Consider the following 15240-nt stretch of genomic DNA (forward strand, 5'->3'; position numbering starts at 1 on the left):
ACGAAGTCGAATGGATCCCACCGCCACACCTCGACACCGGCCAAGCCCGGGTCAACACCTACCACCACCCCGAACGACTACTGCGCCCACCCGACGATGACCCACCCGGTGCCCCGGCCGCCGATGAGCCTGGCGGTCCGGAACCCAACGCCGCCTGAGACCAATTAGCCGGGCAGCAGGCTCACCTTCACGGATTCGGCGCCGCGGCTGACCAATTCGAGGCCGGTGCGAAACTCGTGTAGCGGCAGCTGATGACTGCAGATCCGGTCCAGCGGCAATGTCTTGGCCTCAATCATCGCGATGGCGGTCGGCCAGCAGTACGGCCCGAGATGAGCGCCGAGAACATCGAGTTCCTTGACGTCGCTGATGACCGTCCAGTCAACGGTCACCGGCGAACCGAACACCCCGTACTCGACATACCGGCCGAGCTTGCGCAGCAGGCCGAGGCCCTGTGGGACGGCCGACGGGTGTCCCGTGGCGTCGAGGTAGACGTCGGCCCCGTATCCCTCGGTGAGGTCGCGGACCACTGAGTCAACGTCGTCGGTGCCGATGTTCAGGGTGATGTCGGCGCCGCATTCGGCGGCGAGGTCGAGCTTGGCCTGGATGTGATCCAGCGCGATGACGTGGGCGGGACTCTTGGCGCGCACGCCGGCGATCATGCTCAATCCAATTGGGCCGCAACCGGCGACGACCACGACGTCGCCGAACTCGATTCGTGCGCGCTCCACGGCGTGCAGCGCGCAGGACAATGGTTCGGCGAATGCGGCATGCGCGGCGGGGACGTCGGGCGACACCTTGTGCACGATGGCGTCGGCGGGGAAGATCATGTATTCCGCCATCGCGCCGTTGACGACGCGGCGAAACCCGAAGATGTTGTGCGGGGCGCACATCCAGTACTGGCCGCGCCGACAGAACCGGCATTTCCAACACGGCACGATCTGTTCGGCCACCACGCGGTCACCGAAGTCCACACCCCAGCATTGCCTGCCCAGGTCATCGATGGCGACGATCTCGCCGACGAACTCGTGACCCGGTGTCGCGAGCAAGTCGACGTTCGGAGGCACCGGTCCGTCGCCCCAGTACATCGGCGCGCCGTGGAAGCACTTGAGGTCGCTGGCGCAGATTCCGACGGCCTGCACCTTGACCAGTGCTTCGCCCGGGCCGGGAACCGGCACCGGTATGCGTTCGAGACGGTAATCCTCGCGGCCGTGGATCACCACGGCCTGCATCGTCGCGTTCACCTCAAGCTCCGTTCGGGGTTGATGTCGTCGGTCACCGTCACCGGGACCCGGAAAGCACTGGGCGAGAACAGGGTTCCTTCATGCTGGACGGCAATGGCACCCCACTGCAATGCGGTGGCCAACGCGTCGGCCCGACCGCCTGGACAGCTGAGGTATCCGGCCAGCATCGCGTCGCCGGCGCCGACCGTACTCACCACCCGTTCCACGGGTGCGTGGCCCCACAACGCGCCTTCGGCGTCGACGAGTGCGGCGCCGTCGGCTCCCAGACTTGCCAACACTGCGCGGGCGCCGCGCCTTCTGACCTCATCGGCGGCGCCGATGACGTCGCCGAGTGTGCGCGGCAACCTCCCGGTCAATTCGGCGAGTTCGTGTACGTTCGGCTTCACCAGATCCGGCTGCGCGGACAGGCTGTCGGCAAGTGGCGCCCCGGAAGTGTCGACAGCGACGAACACGCCTTGGCGGCGGGCTAATTCGACGATTTCGCCGTACCATGCGCTGGGCAGGCCGGCAGGCAGGCTTCCCGCGCCGACCAGAACTTCAGCGCCACCCAGCTGACCCGCGGTGGCGGCGAGCAGGCGGTCACGCTCGACCGCACTCAGCTCGGGGCCCGCCTCGTTGATCTTGGTGACCGTGCCATCGGGTTGGGCCAGACTGACGTTGCTGCGGATATCGCCGTCGATGGGGACGACAACCGTGTCAAGGCCGGCAGTGTCGAGCATCTGCTGCAACTGCGCGCCGACGGGACCGCCGGCTGTGACGATCGCGCGCACCGGCACGCCGTGTGCATGTAATGCGAGTGCGACATTGACACCCTTGCCGCTCGGTTCGCTTCGGCTGCGTTGGCTGCGGTTGACCGAGCCAACCACAATGTCCGTCAGGAAGACGGTGCGGTCCACGCTCGGGTTCGGCGTGAGGGTGAGGATCATGTTCGTTCCACATCGATTCCGGCAGAGCGCAATTGGGCGCACTGTTCGTCGGTGAGGCCGTCATCGGTGATCAGGACGTCGATGTCCCCGGCGTCGCCGTGCTTCGTGCCTTTGACGATTCCGAACTTGCTGTGATCGGCCAGCAGCACCCGCTTGGCCGCACAGTCGAGCATTCTCTGCTTGACGGCCGCCTCAGCGGGGTCCGGTGTGGTGAGCCCGCGCGTCAACGAGATGCCGTTGGTGCCCAGGAAAGCGACGTCGACGTTGATCTCCGCCAGTGCGCGCAGTGCCCAGTCGTCCACCTCCGCGAAGGTCTTGTTGCGCAACCGCCCGCCAAGGGTGAACACCGTGAGCCGGGGCCGGGTCAGCAGCGAGATCGCCAGGGGGATGGTGTTGGTGTAGACGGTGAGTTCGCGGGCACCGGGGAACATTTCGACCAACTTGGCCGTGGTGGATCCGGCGTCGATGAGCACCGACCCCTCGGCAGGCAGATGCGCCAGGGCCGCCTTGGCGATTCGGGTCTTTTCCGTCGTGAACTCGGTCCGGGTCTCGACACCCGGTTCGAACGCCAACGACTGGACCGGCACCGCGCCCCCGTGCACCCGGCGCAGCAGGCCCTGGCGTTCGAGCGCGATGAGGTCCTTGCGGATCGTCTCGCCGGTGACACCGAGACTCTCGGCGACCTCAGTCGCGTCGACACGGCCGCCGCTGAGCAACCGGTCGAGGATGTGGTTCTTCCGTTGGTCCGCATACGGCGTGCGACCGCCGGCGTCCTCGGTCACGGCGCCACCACCGAGACACCTGCGGCACGCGCGGCCAGCAGTGCGGCGCCGCGGGCACCGGCCTCGCTGACGTCGGCTCTCGTCAGTTCGCCGAAGCGGCGCCGCTTGACGGCGATGAAACCTTCACTGCGAGACCAGCCCCCGGTGACGACCAACCGTCGATGGCTCCCGCTGACCGCAGTCATCGCGTCGTGAATCTGCGCCGCCTGCTCGGTCACCTCTTCGAGCGCCGCTCGCCACAGATGCGCCGGTCCATCGCCCCCAACGACATCGGTGATCGCGATGGCCTCGGCGTCCAGCGCGGCAAGGTCGGCTCCGGTCTTGCCCAGTTGATCGAGGAGTCGCTGCAGAACCAATCCGCCTTGCGTCGCGCCGAGTAGGCACCAGTGGTCGGCGACCGCGTGCCATCCGGTGGTGATGCCGCGCTCCGCGAGTTCGGCGACCACCAGCGGGGTCAGCCCCGGCGCGACGGTGCGTACCAGCGCTTCGGCGGTGCCGCACGAGTCCAACTCATCGCCCGGTCCGTCGGCGCCCGCGCCGATGACCGCGGCCTGGTGGTCGTGACCGGCGACGGTGAGTACCGCGCCGGTGAGTCTGGACAGCCCGGCGTCAGCGTTGACTCGGCCCAACTGGGTGCCCGCGGTGACCAGCGGCGGCATCAGGGTTTCGGCGGCGCCTGACCATGCCAGGGTTTCCTGCCACCACGAGCGGTCGGCCAACCGCAGCCAACCGGTCCGCGAGGCCAGCGACTGCTCCGTGGCCTCCTCGCCGCCGAGGCCGCGGACGATCCATTCGGCGACATTCAGTCGTCGGACCGCATTCCGCGCGGACGCCACGTTGTCCAACAGCCACCGGTGCTTGGTCAGCGACCATTGCTGCCGGAACGGAAGCCCGGTTGTCGCCGAGAATTCGTGGGGGTCCACGACGGTGCCAAGGTCGGCCAGTTCCGCCTGGTCGCGGGTGTCATGCCAGGCGATCACGGGCGCGACCGGTGCACCGCTCCGATCCAGCAGGACACCCGACTCGGCCAGACTCGCCACCCCGAGGCCGTCGACGGGGCCGGGCGGGCATTCCGACAGCGCTTGCGCCACAGCAGTTTTCACCGCGTCGAGCAAGGCAACGGCGTCCAGCTCGGCACCCGATTCGGTGATCGTCCACGGCGTGCTCGCGCGCCCGCCTGCGACCGGCTCGCCGCCCTCGGTGAAGACGACCGCCTTGCTGGTCGTCGTGCCCACGTCGAGGCCGACAAACAACCTGCTGCGCATCCAGATCCTTCGGGAGTGCTTGTCCAATTGGATAACTATGGATAGAGTTGCGTTTTGTTGGAGTGTTGTCAAGGAGATAACCGGATGCCGCTAGCCCGCACCGCAGACCTCGTTTCCGCTGCGTACCGCGCGGGGACGGGGGTGGTGGCGTTCAACGTCATCACGCTGGAGCATGCGGAGGGGATCGTCGCCGGCGCGGAACGCGCGGGTAGTCCCGTCATCCTGCAGATCAGTGAGAACGCCGTGAAATTCCATCGTGGTCAACTTCGCCCCATCGCGGTGGCGACCGCTGCCGTCGCCGCGCATTCAACGATCGCCGCCTCGGTGCATCTGGACCACGTCGAAGACATCGATCTACTGCGCACGATCGTTGAGACCGGTTCCAGCTCAGCGATGTTCGACGCCTCCAAGTTGGATTACGCCGAGAACGTCGCTGCCACAAGGGCAGCCGTGGAGTGGGCGCACGACCATGGGCTCTACATGGAGGCGGAACTCGGCGAGGTCGGCGGCAAAGGCGGAGCACACACCCCGGGCGTGCGCACGGATCCCGCCCAGGCGGTGTCCTTCGTCGAGGCCACCGGGGTCGACGCGTTGGCAGTAGCTGTTGGAAGCTCGCATGCGATGGCGACGCGCACTGCCGCATTGGATTTCGAACTAATCGCCCGCTTGCGTTCGATGGTGCCCGTGCCGTTAGTGCTGCACGGGTCCTCTGGCGTCGCCGACGAGGATCTGCGCAAAGCGGTGGCCGCGGGTATCACGAAGATCAACGTCGGCACGCTGCTCAACGTCCACTACACGCGCGCGGTGCGCAACCACCTCGCCACCGAGGACGCGGCGTCGGATCCCCGCCGCTATCTCGCGGCGGCGCGCGACGCCGTCGCCGACGCAGTCGCCGGCATGATCGCGACGGTCAACTAGGTCAGGGGTTGGTAGCCGGGGTTGGTGCCGAGGCCCACTCCCGGGTTGGCGCCTGGCGCGTCTTCGGTGAACACCTGGTGCGGCATGGGCCTGCAATTGGCGTCCATCGGCGATTGGTCGCCCGAGCAGTAGGGCACGCGATCTTCCGGGTCGGCCGCCGCTTGTGGGACCGCGATCAGCGCAGCGACCGTGAGCAGGCACGCCGCGAAGATCTTCGTCATAGTCCAACGGTACGCGGGTATATACCGTGAGGTGGTGGATCGATACGGTCGGGTGAAGCTGACCAACCCCGACAAGGTGCTGTACCCGGCGACGGGCACCACGAAAGCGCAAGTCTTCGACTACTACGTCACCATCGCCGAGGCGATGCTTCCTCACATCGCGGGCCGCGCTGTCACGCGCAAGCGGTGGCCCAACGGTGTCGACGAACCGTCATTCTTCGAAAAGCAACTCGCGTCGTCCGCGCCCGACTGGCTGGAACGGGGTTCGATCACCCACAAATCGGGCACGACGACGTATCCGATCGTCAACAGCGCCGAAGGGCTGGCGTGGATCGCGCAGCAGGCGTCGCTGGAAGTGCATGTGCCGCAATGGCGGTTCGTCAGTACGTGGACGCGGGAGCACGGTGCCGAGCAGACGCCCGGCCTCGCCACCCGGGTGGTGTTCGACCTGGATCCCGGCGACGGAGTGACGTTTCGGCAACTCTGCGAGGTGGCCCACGAGGTGCGTGAGCTCATCACCGGTATCGGACTGCAGACCTTTCCGCTGACAAGTGGTAGCAAGGGCTTGCATCTGTATGTGCCCCTGGACAAGCCGATCAGCTCGCACGGTGCTTCCGTGCTGGCCCGGCGGATCGCGGTGCAGTTGGAGAAAACGATGCCCAAGCGGGTGACGGCCACGATGACCAAGAGTCAGCGCGCCGGCAAGGTTTTCCTGGACTGGAGCCAGAACAACGGCAACAAGACCACGATCGCGCCGTATTCGCTGCGTGGACGCAACGAGCCGACGGTCGCAGCCCCACGCACATGGGAGGAGATCGAAGATCCGGACCTGCGGCACCTACGGTTCGACGAGGTGCTCGAACGGGTAGCACGCGACGGTGACCTGTTGGCCGAGATGGACGCGGACGCGCCGGTGGCCGACGCACTCACCACCTACCGCAGCATGCGCGACGCCGGAAAGACACCCGAACCCGTCCCCAACGCCGCGCCCAGCGCGGGCAATGACGACTTCTTCGTCATCCAGGAGCACCACGCCCGCCGACTGCACTACGACTTCCGCCTTGAGCGCAACGGCGTGCTCGTCAGTTGGGCAGTGCCGAAGAACCTGCCCGATACGCCGTCGGTCAACCATCTGGCCGTGCACACCGAGGATCATCCGTTCGAATACGGCAGCTTCGAAGGTGAGATCCCGAAGGGCGAGTACGGCGGCGGCAAGGTGATCATCTGGGACACCGGCACTTACGAGACCGAGAAGTTCCGCGATCACTCGCCGGACGGCCCAGAGCATGGCGGCGAGGTCATCATCACGTTGCACGGCAAGAAGATCGAGGGCCGGTACGCGCTGATCCAGACCAACGGCAAGAACTGGCTGGCGCACCGGATGAAGGAACAGGCCAACCCGCAGGCCGGCGATCTGGCGCCGATGCTCGCGACGGAAGGCTCGGTCGCCAATCTCAAGTCGTCGCAGTGGGGGTTCGAAGGTAAGTGGGACGGTTACCGAGTTCTGGTGGACGCCAACCATGGTCGGCTCAACGTGCGTTCGCGGCGGGGCCGTGACGTCACCGGGGAGTATCCGCAGTTCGAGGCGCTGGCGGCAGATCTGGCGGACCATCACGTCATCCTCGACGGCGAAGCCGTGGCCCTCGACGAGCAAGGCGTGCCGAGCTTTTCGGAGATGCAGAATCGGGCGCGATCCACTCGGGTCGAGTATTGGGCGTTCGACATCCTGTATCTGGACGGCCGATCGTTGTTGCGCGCCAGGTATTCCGACCGGCGAAAGATCCTGGAGGCGCTTGCCGAGGGCGGCGGGCTGATCGTGCCGGAGGTACTTCCGGGTGACGGCCCCGAGGCGATGGCACACGCCCGCAAGCACCGTTGGGAAGGCGTGATCGCCAAGAAGCGGGATTCGACCTACCAGCCAGGGCGACGGTCGTCGTCCTGGATCAAGGACAAGATCTGGTGCACACAGGAAGTCGTGATCGGCGGCTGGCGCCAAGGCGAGGGCGGCCGCTCCAGCGGCATCGGGGCCCTGATGCTGGGCATCCCCGAGGACGGCGGGCTGCACTTCGCGGGCCGGGTGGGTACCGGGTTCACCGAGAAAGAACTCACCAAGCTCAAGAAGATGCTCAAGCCGCTGCACACCGAGGAATCGCCGTTCAGCGCAAGGCTTTCCACCCAGGACGCCAAGGGGGTGACGTTCGTCAGGCCCGAACTGGTCGGCGAGGTGCGCTACAGCGAGCGCACCTCGGACGGCAGACTGCGCCAGCCGAGTTGGCGGGGGCTGCGCCCGGACAAGACGCCCGACGAGGTGCGCTGGGAGTGATGGGTTGTCAGAGCCCCCTCAACTCGCGGCGCGATGACACTCCGAGTTTGGCGAAGATATTGCTCAGGTGCCATTCGACCGTGCGAGGACTGATGAACAGATGGCCGGCGATCTCGGAGTTGGCGTAGCCGTCGCCCGCCAGTCTGGCGATGTAGCTTTCCTGCGTCGTCAACGTCACCATCGATTTGTCGCCCCGTTCTTTGCGCATGGGCTCACCAGCGGCGTGGAGTTCACGGCGCGACCGCTCGGCGAACCCTGCGGCCCCCATCTGAAGGAACCTCTCGTGGGCGACGCGCAACTGATCGCGCGCTTCGGCCCGGCGGTTTTCGCGGCGCAGCCACTCGCCGAAAACGAGGTGCGTGCGCGCCGTCATCACCGCGAGCGGTGAGCGCTGCAATTCCGTAATCGCGGTGAGGTATTCGTGTTCGGCGGCGGGTCCCGCGGTGGTCAACGCTTTGGCGCGTGCCGCGTACCCGAGAGCGGTTGCGGTTCCGGTCGCCTCGGCCCGCTCGAGCACTTGTGCGGTGGCTGCTTCGGCCATGCCGGTCTTGCCCGATCGGACGGCCGCCTCGACCATCTCATTGAGCACGTGGACATACATCCCGACGTCGTCGTATTCCATCGCCGATGTGCACGCCTTGAACGCCTCGTCGTACTGGCTCAGTCCGTTGTGCAGGATGGCTACCGAGAACAACACCACCGCGATTTCGCTGCCTTCGCCACGCGCCGTGGCTTCCTGGATTGTCTCCTCAGCGAGTTCTCTGCCGAGTTGTTCTTCACCGCGGCAAGCGGCGAGATAGGTCTGGATGGAGCGGTGCGGTGGCGCGCCGGTTGCGGTGGAGATCGCGTCCGACTGCTCGAGCAGATCCGCCGCCTGCACAAAGTCGCCCGACGTGACACATACCCCGGCATAGGTGGTCAAAGCCGCTGGCAGTACCGTCAATTCGCCTGCCGCGCGGAGTAGTTCGAGCTGGCGAGCGTTCAGCGAGCTGTAGGTGTCTTGATCGAGCAGGTCCAGCAGGACGCGCAGCGTGATGTCGTGAGAACGCGGATCCGCGATATCCTCCTCGTCCTCCTCGAGGTATTGCGTGATGGCCCGCTTCAGCACTGGCGCAGCGGCGGCATGCCCTTCGGTGAGTCGAAGGACGATTCCGTCGAGAAACAGGTCGGCGGAGGTGGGTGCGCCGGCGGGCGGCGGTGCCTGTCGCGCCGCGGCGGCTATCGCTGCCGCTGAAGATTCTTCGTCTGCGTAGAGTCGGCCGACGATCATCGCGGCCGTCAGCGCCTCGAGATAGGTGCCACGCGCGAGTGTCGGGTCGAGCGGATGCAATCTTCTGGCCGCCGCCAACAGCAGGGGAGGCGCATCGCGGCCCCGCTGGACGGCGAAGGCGATCTTCGCTCGCATCAAATCCACTCGCGCACAGAGCAATTCGTCGCCGGTTCCGTCCGCCGCCGCCAACAGCCGGGCTGCCGCCTCTGGATCACCGGCGTCAAGCTTGGCCACCGCGGCGTCGAGCGCACGCGTGGCGCGGGAAACGGGGTCGGGCGTCAGTTCGACGGCGTACGCCAGGAACGCCGCCGCCGCGGCCGCACCACCACGACGGCGGGCCTTCTCGGCGGACTGCAAGAGTTCGACAGCAACGGTCTCATCGGGTGCACTCGAGGCGTGGGCTCGATGCCAGGCCCGGTATTCAACTGTGCTCGGGCCGGTTATCACCTCCGCCAACGCCGCATGTGCCCGTCGTCGTTCGGACACCGACGCGTTGCGGTAGACAGTGGAACGAACCAGTGGATGGCGAAAGCGTAAGCGCGATCCGACAGTTATCAGACCGCTGCGTTCGGCGGGCGCGCTCGCCTCGGCGTCGAGGTGCAGCCGCGAGGCCGCAGCCCACAACCATGCCGGATCACCTGTCGGCTCCGCGGCAGCGACGAGCAGCAGAGTCCGCGTCGCCTGCGGCAGTTCACTCAGGCGTTGGCCGTATTCCCGCTCGATCCGGCTGGCAACGGACGTCGCGGCGGTGAGTCCGTAGCCGCCCGCCAGCACCGCGGGCGCCATCGCGTGGCGAAGCTCGAGCAACGCCAACGGGTTTCCGTCTGCTTCGGCAAGGATGTTCTCTCGAACCGTCTGGTCCAGGTGGACCGGCATCACCTCGGTGAGCAGTGCGTTGGCGTGGGCGTGGGCGAGCTTGCCGAGATTCAGCGCGGGTAGGCCCTCCAATTCCCGAGGAGCGCCCGGTGTGCGAGTCGCGAAGATCATCACCACCGGGTCGGCGAGAAGGCGGCGCGCGGCGAAGGTCAACGCCTGCAGCGACGCGCGGTCGACCCACTGTGCGTCGTCGATGACGCAGACGGTCGGGCGCTGCGTGCCTGCGTTTCCGAGCAGCGTCAGCACGGCCAAACCCACCAGTAGGCGATCCGGCACAGGGCCGTCGCGCAGGCCGAGCGCGACGCGCAGCGCGTTCTTCTGTGGGTCCGGTAACCCGTCGATGTTGGCAAGGATCGGGCCGCACAGCTGCTGTACGCCTGCGTAGGCGAGTTCCATTTCCGATTCCGCGCCGCCGATATGGATGGTGCGAAGCCCTTCGGCGTCGGCGAGTGCGTCGGCGAGGAGTGCCGTCTTTCCAAGGCCGGGCTCGCCGTAGACGACGAGGACGCCGCTGTGTCCGGTTCGGGCGCGGTCGCACAGTTCGGCGAGCTGCTGCTGTTCGTCGCGTCGTCCGACGAGCGCTGCGCCGCCCATGCCGCTGATCCTGACATGTCATTGCACGTGCAGCGACCCAAGCTGCAAACACGCTGTGAACCCACCGGGCTTCACTGGTTTGGTCTCGACCCGTGATTTCCACGGGGTGATGGGGGCGCACGGCAGTGTGTGATCTCCCCATGACCAGCACCAAGACCGTCCACGAGGTCACCTACGACCTGCTCCGAACACTGGGCTTGACCACGGTGTTCGGTAACCCCGGCTCTACCGAACAAACCTTCCTGCAAGATTTCCCTGACGACTTCACCTACGTGCTTGCCTTGCAAGAGGCCTCGGTGCTGGCGATGGCCGACGGCTTCGCCCAGTCCACCGGCAAGCCTGCGCTGGTCAACTTGCACACCGCAGCGGGCACCGGCAACGCGATGGGCAGCTTGGTCGCGGCCTACCGGGCGAATACGCCGCTGATCATCACCGCGGGCCAGCAGACCCGCGAGATGTCCATCGTCGACCCCTACCTGAACAACCCCGACCCGACGGTGATGCCGCAGCCTTGGGTCAAGTGGGCGTATGAACCTGCACGCGCCGAAGACGTGCCCGCGGCGTTCATGCGCGCCTATGCGGTGGCCACCCAGCCGCCCGCAGGTCCGGTGTTCTTGTCGATCCCGTTGGATGACTGGAACAAGCCGGCTCTCGGGCCTGCGGTGGTCCGCACGGTCAGCAACCGCGTGCAACCCGACGGCGAGCGACTGCGCGAGTTCGCCGACCGGATCAGCGCGGCGGAGCGGCCACTGCTGGTGCTCGGCCCGGAGGTGGACCGTGCCGGCGCGTGGGACGCCGGTGTCGCCTTCGCGGAGAAGCTGCGTGCGCCGGTGCGCGGCAGCGGCCTGTCGGACAGGTGCTCGTTTCCTGAAGACCATCCGTTGTACGGCGGTCCGCTGCCGCTGACGATCGCCGGCGTCAGCGAGGCGCTCTCGGGTCACGACCTGGTCATCGTGATCGGGTCGCAGGTGTTCCGCTACTACCCCTACGTCGCAGGCGACTACCTGCCCGAGGGCACCGAGGTCGTCCAGGTCACCGCGGATCCCCACATTGCCGCGACAGCGCCGGTGGGTGACAGTCTGCTCGGCGACACGGGTGCGGTGCTCGAACAACTCCTGGACCTCGTCGAGGTGCCCAACGATCGGGTGGCTCCCGCCGGGCTGAGCCGGGAACTCAGCGCCGACCTGCCGGTCGCGACGGCGCCGATGCTTCCCAACGACGTCTATGCGGTGCTCAGTTCGGTCAAGCCCGACGACGCAGCGGTCGTGATGGAGTCGACCTCCACCTTGGCCGACCTCATCACGTGGTGGCCCACCAGGCGAACGGGCAGCTTCTTCGCGACGGGCAGCGGGGGCATCGGCTGGGGAGTGCCTGCGGCAGTGGGCATCGCGCTGGGCGACAAGGCCCGCGGCGTGAAGCGGACCGTCGTCGCCTCGATCGGCGACGGTTCGTTCCAGTACTCGATACAGGCCATCTGGACGGCCGCGCAGCACAAGCTGCCCATCGTGTTCGTGGTCCAGCGCAACGGCGAATACTGCGTGCTGAAGTCGTTTGCGTTGCTTGAGAAAACGCCGAATGTGCCGGGCATGAACTTGCCCGGTCTCGACATCGCCTCGCTGGCAACAGGTTTCGGATGCCGGGCGGCGAATGTCGAGGACACGGACGGCCTGGTACGCGAATTCAAGGCGGCACTGGCGGCCGACGGCCCCACCGTGTTGGTGGTTCCCACGCAGCCGCAACTGCCTTTCCTGGGCTGAGCGATGCCGGTCTACACATGCACAACGGTGCAGTCCGCACTGAGCGCCGAGACGAAGGCCGACCTTGCCGGCGAAGTGACCAGGATTCATTCGATGATCAATCACGTTCCCGGGACGTATGTCAACGTCGTCTTCCATGAACTGGCCGCCGACAACGTCTACACCGACGGGAAACCGGCGCAACCGCTGTTGATCAACGGATGGGTCCGCACCGGACACCCCGAAGCGCAAAGCAGCCAACTGGTCGCCGAGATCGCCGCGGCGGCGTCCAGGGTCACCGGCATCCCCGCCAAGCGGGTCCTGGTCGTCATCCAGAACAGCCCGGCACATTTCGCCATCGAAGGCGGTCGCGTACTGCCCGCTCCTGGAGAGGAAGAAGCATGGCTGCGGGAACAGAAGGACGCTGATTGAGATGTCCACCGACACTTCGCAAAACCCAACAGCGGCAGCCGGTGTCGCGCTCGAACGGTTCGCCGCGGCGGCCGCCGCCCATGGCGACGTGACCACCGACGAGGGTGTGCTGATCGAACGCGGCCGCGATTACTGGGGCGTCGGGGGAGTAGCGGGCCTGCTGTTGCGTCCCCATGGCCGCGATGACATCGCACCGATAATGCGGCTCGCCCGCGAACACAACGTGACGGTCGTGCCGCGCGGCGGGGCGTCGAACTGCTCCGGTGGAATGATGCCCGCGGCGGGCCGCGTCCTGCTCGACCTGTCCGGCCTCGATCAGATCCTGGACGTCGACGTCGACCACCGTCGCGCACGGGTGGAACCCGGCGTCATCAACTCCGACCTCCAAGCGGCGCTGGCGCCGCACGGGTTGTGCTTCTCACCCGACCCGGTTTCGGCGCACCTGGCCACTGTGGCGGGAAACATCATCGAGAACGCAGGCGGCCCGCATGCGCTGAAATACGGGGTCACCTACAACCACATCCTCAGCGTGGACGTCGTGCTGTCCGACGGTTCGGAAGTCACCTTCAGTGCCGACGACGAAGGACCGGACCTCCTCGGTGTCCTCATCGGATCGGAGGGCACGCTGGGCATCATCACCAAGGCCACCGTCGCGCTGCGCCCCATCGCCGCGGTCACCCACAGCCTGTTGGGTGCGTTCGGCACCGCGCGGGAAGCCGCTGACACCATCGCCGCGATCATCGCCACCGGTGTAGTGCCTGCCGCGGTGGAGTGGCTCGACCGGGCGGGCATCGCTGGGCTGCAACAGTTCTATGACACCGGCTACCCGTTGGACGCGGACTCGATCGTGCTCATCGATGTCGACGGCACGCCAGAAGAAGTCGCCCGCGACCAGACGATCGTCGAAAGGGTGCTGCGCGAACGGGCCACGGAGGTCCGCATTGCCGAGAAGGACGCCGACCGCGCAGCCCTGTGGTACGGCAGGCTCAACGCCCCCAACTCGGTGGTGCAAACCGGCAAGGGCTTCTTCATCGGCGACGTCACGGTGCCCCGCGATCGGATCCCCGAGATGCAGGAGGCGATTCAGGCCACCGCCGCCCGCCATTCCGACGGCCTGTTGTTCATCGCGTTGTGCGGGCATGCCGGCGACGGCGACCTGCACCCCATCACGTTCTACGACAAGGACAATCCGCTGGCGGCCTCCGCTCTGGAAGCCGCGAACAACGAAATCATCGAAGCCGCTTTGGGATTGGGCGGAACCATCACCGGCGAACACGGTGTCGGCACCGAGAAGATCGAATTCATGGCGAAGCGTTTCACCCCGGTGGAGATCGCCGCTCAACGGTCGATCAAGAACGCGTTCGATCCCGCCGGGCTGCTCAACCCCGGCATCATGTTGCCCGAACGATCACCAGACGAGCCCGACACAAGCGCGTTCGGGGCCGCGGTCGCTGACGCCCTTGCGGGCGGCCTGCGCCCCGACCCGGACGCCCCGTTGACCGCGGGGGACAACACCGACATCGCCGTCAACCTCGGCAACCTCAGTCTGGTTGTGGGCGCCGATGCCACCATCGAGTCGGTCAACCGCTACCTCGACGAGCGCGGGGTCACGTGTGCGGCGGTGCCCGCTGCGGGCGCAACGCGCACCATCGGTGAACTCGTGGCCACCGCGACGGGCGACGAACGGGCCCGCATCAGGCATGCGCTCCTTGGGGCCGACGTCACTGTCGTCGATGGTCAGAGCCCAGCCCGCTTCGGCGCCGAAACCATGAAGGACGTCGCCGGATATGACACCAAACGGCTCTACATCAGCGCGCACGGCGCCTTCGGCGCCCTGCGGAGACTCATCTTCAAGGTCGCCGTGCGGGCCTGACCCTTCCCGAGAAGCTACTCCGGTGCGAATTATGCTGCACAGCTCGATCTTTCGCGGCAGCCGCGGCTAGCGACGCGGCGAGATCATCGCTATCGGCACCGACATACCGAGATCGCGATGCCGCAGGGTGGTGATCCGGCGGCCCGGCTGCACCGCGTCCTTCACCGGCGTCGTGCGGTCACCGAAGAACGCGGCGGTGGCGTCGATGTCCGCGACTTCGAAGGTGATGCCCCAGAGCACCGATGGTCCGTCGGTTGCCGCGTCTGGCGAACCGACGACTTCGAGGATCACCTCGCCCAACCGAAAGAAGACCTGACGGATCGCGTGTCCACCGAGTTCCGCGTCGCGCTCTCGTCGCGGGACAACCCCGACAGCGGCCAGCGCTTCGACTGTCCGTGACAGATCGGGCGACATCAGCACGACGTGGTCGATCGCGGTGACGCCGTTGGCGTGCACAGCGGGCGCGTTCCTGACCGAATCCGACCACGCCGTGGGGATGCCGTCGAGATCGTCGCGCGTGACGTCCGGCCGCGGGCCGCTCAACGACCACCCGACGATCCCGGCGCCGCCACCGCCCAGCCGGAGGCGGACGCCGCCGACACGGCAGATGGCATCGGAGTCGACGCTGAACCCCGCTCGTGTCCAGGCAGCATGCGGATCGGCGATGGCCAACTCCTCCACGGTGACGGTCATGGCTGCCTTCCCGTCGAAGTCACTGTCGTCCCAGAGCAATACGTGAGCACGAAACGTGAATACCGCGTTTGTGATGCCTTTGCTCGGTAC

12 protein-coding genes are annotated in these 15240 nt (G+C 66.7%); 5 read left to right on the forward strand and 7 right to left on the reverse strand.

The window, feature by feature from the left end:
• Window positions 1-164 precede the first annotated feature (164 nt).
• The 4 genes from ACGFK1_RS27790 to ACGFK1_RS27805 are packed head-to-tail and all read right to left on the reverse strand — an operon-like array spanning window position 165 to window position 4214.
• A complete protein-coding gene (locus ACGFK1_RS27790) occupies window positions 165-1229 on the reverse strand; it encodes an alcohol dehydrogenase catalytic domain-containing protein (RefSeq protein WP_393437494.1) in 1065 nt (354 codons plus the stop codon).
• 8 nt (window positions 1230-1237) lie between these two features.
• Window positions 1238-2167 carry a 1-phosphofructokinase family hexose kinase gene (locus ACGFK1_RS27795; RefSeq protein WP_393437239.1) on the reverse strand — a complete coding sequence of 310 codons (930 nt, stop codon included), beginning with the start codon at window positions 2165-2167 and terminating at the stop codon, window positions 1238-1240.
• Window positions 2164-2949 (reverse strand): DeoR/GlpR family DNA-binding transcription regulator, encoded by a 786-nt coding sequence (locus tag ACGFK1_RS27800; protein WP_393437242.1) that lies wholly within the window; start codon window positions 2947-2949, stop codon window positions 2164-2166. The genes ACGFK1_RS27795 and ACGFK1_RS27800 overlap by 4 nt, the downstream gene beginning before the upstream one ends.
• Window positions 2946-4214, reverse strand: a complete 1269-nt coding sequence (locus ACGFK1_RS27805; protein WP_393437244.1) for an L-fuculokinase — start codon at window positions 4212-4214, stop codon at window positions 2946-2948. The genes ACGFK1_RS27800 and ACGFK1_RS27805 overlap by 4 nt, the downstream gene beginning before the upstream one ends.
• A gap of 84 nt (window positions 4215-4298) precedes the next feature.
• Here ACGFK1_RS27805 and ACGFK1_RS27810 point away from each other — a divergent pair, with 84 nt between their 5' ends.
• A complete protein-coding gene (locus ACGFK1_RS27810; RefSeq protein WP_393437247.1) occupies window positions 4299-5132 on the forward strand; it encodes a class II fructose-bisphosphate aldolase in 834 nt (277 codons plus the stop codon).
• On the opposite strand, the gene ACGFK1_RS27815 is transcribed toward ACGFK1_RS27810, so the two are convergent.
• Complete coding sequence (locus tag ACGFK1_RS27815) at window positions 5129-5353, reverse strand: hypothetical protein (RefSeq protein WP_393437250.1); 225 nt, start codon at window positions 5351-5353, stop codon at window positions 5129-5131. The two genes, ACGFK1_RS27810 and ACGFK1_RS27815, sit on opposite strands and share 4 nt — an antisense overlap.
• A gap of 31 nt (window positions 5354-5384) precedes the next feature.
• Between ACGFK1_RS27815 and ACGFK1_RS27820 the strand changes: the two genes are divergently transcribed.
• The gene (locus tag ACGFK1_RS27820) at window positions 5385-7676 is read left to right on the forward strand and encodes an ATP-dependent DNA ligase (RefSeq protein WP_393437253.1); all 2292 of its coding nucleotides are present in this window, start codon (window positions 5385-5387) and stop codon (window positions 7674-7676) included.
• Between the two features lie 7 nt (window positions 7677-7683).
• Here ACGFK1_RS27820 and ACGFK1_RS27825 read toward each other — a convergent pair whose 3' ends face one another.
• Window positions 7684-10416, reverse strand: a complete 2733-nt coding sequence (locus tag ACGFK1_RS27825; RefSeq protein ID WP_393437256.1) for an AAA family ATPase — start codon at window positions 10414-10416, stop codon at window positions 7684-7686.
• Window positions 10417-10556: 140 nt separating this feature from the next.
• Here ACGFK1_RS27825 and mdlC point away from each other — a divergent pair, with 140 nt between their 5' ends.
• From mdlC to ACGFK1_RS27840, 3 genes are read left to right on the forward strand one after another with little or no spacing between them, the layout of a single operon-like run.
• Window positions 10557-12173: a benzoylformate decarboxylase gene (mdlC, locus tag ACGFK1_RS27830; RefSeq protein WP_393437259.1), complete on the forward strand. Its 1617-nt coding sequence runs from the start codon at window positions 10557-10559 to the stop codon at window positions 12171-12173.
• Between the two features lie 3 nt (window positions 12174-12176).
• The gene (locus tag ACGFK1_RS27835; RefSeq protein WP_393437261.1) at window positions 12177-12584 is read left to right on the forward strand and encodes a tautomerase family protein; all 408 of its coding nucleotides are present in this window, start codon (window positions 12177-12179) and stop codon (window positions 12582-12584) included.
• Window position 12585: 1 nt separating this feature from the next.
• Complete coding sequence (locus ACGFK1_RS27840) at window positions 12586-14457, forward strand: FAD-linked oxidase C-terminal domain-containing protein (RefSeq protein WP_393437264.1); 1872 nt, start codon at window positions 12586-12588, stop codon at window positions 14455-14457.
• A 66-nt stretch (window positions 14458-14523) separates the two neighbouring features.
• Here ACGFK1_RS27840 and ACGFK1_RS27845 read toward each other — a convergent pair whose 3' ends face one another.
• Entirely contained in the window at window positions 14524-15150 is a 627-nt protein-coding gene (locus ACGFK1_RS27845; protein ID WP_393437266.1) for a VOC family protein, read from the reverse strand.
• Window positions 15151-15240 lie beyond the last annotated feature (90 nt).

Origin of the sequence: Mycobacterium sp. NPDC048908 (assembly GCF_043197955.1) — a bacterium.
Taxonomy (GTDB): domain Bacteria; phylum Actinomycetota; class Actinomycetes; order Mycobacteriales; family Mycobacteriaceae; genus Mycobacterium.

What these genes read in the sequence shown, in the direction of transcription:
- mdlC (WP_393437259.1), top strand. Translation starts at nt 10,557, where the DNA reads ATGACCAGCACCAAGACCGTCCACGAGGTCACCTACGACCTGCTCCGA.
- ACGFK1_RS27825 (WP_393437256.1), bottom strand. Translation starts at nt 10,416, where the DNA reads ATGGGCGGCGCAGCGCTCGTCGGACGACGCGACGAACAGCAGCAGCTC.
- ACGFK1_RS27810 (WP_393437247.1), top strand. Translation starts at nt 4,299, where the DNA reads ATGCCGCTAGCCCGCACCGCAGACCTCGTTTCCGCTGCGTACCGCGCG.
- ACGFK1_RS27795 (WP_393437239.1), bottom strand. Translation starts at nt 2,167, where the DNA reads ATGATCCTCACCCTCACGCCGAACCCGAGCGTGGACCGCACCGTCTTC.
- ACGFK1_RS27840 (WP_393437264.1), top strand. Translation starts at nt 12,586, where the DNA reads ATGTCCACCGACACTTCGCAAAACCCAACAGCGGCAGCCGGTGTCGCG.
- ACGFK1_RS27805 (WP_393437244.1), bottom strand. Translation starts at nt 4,214, where the DNA reads ATGCGCAGCAGGTTGTTTGTCGGCCTCGACGTGGGCACGACGACCAGC.
- ACGFK1_RS27790 (WP_393437494.1), bottom strand. Translation starts at nt 1,229, where the DNA reads ATGCAGGCCGTGGTGATCCACGGCCGCGAGGATTACCGTCTCGAACGC.
- ACGFK1_RS27815 (WP_393437250.1), bottom strand. Translation starts at nt 5,353, where the DNA reads ATGACGAAGATCTTCGCGGCGTGCCTGCTCACGGTCGCTGCGCTGATC.
- ACGFK1_RS27845 (WP_393437266.1), bottom strand. Translation starts at nt 15,150, where the DNA reads ATGACCGTCACCGTGGAGGAGTTGGCCATCGCCGATCCGCATGCTGCC.
- ACGFK1_RS27835 (WP_393437261.1), top strand. Translation starts at nt 12,177, where the DNA reads ATGCCGGTCTACACATGCACAACGGTGCAGTCCGCACTGAGCGCCGAG.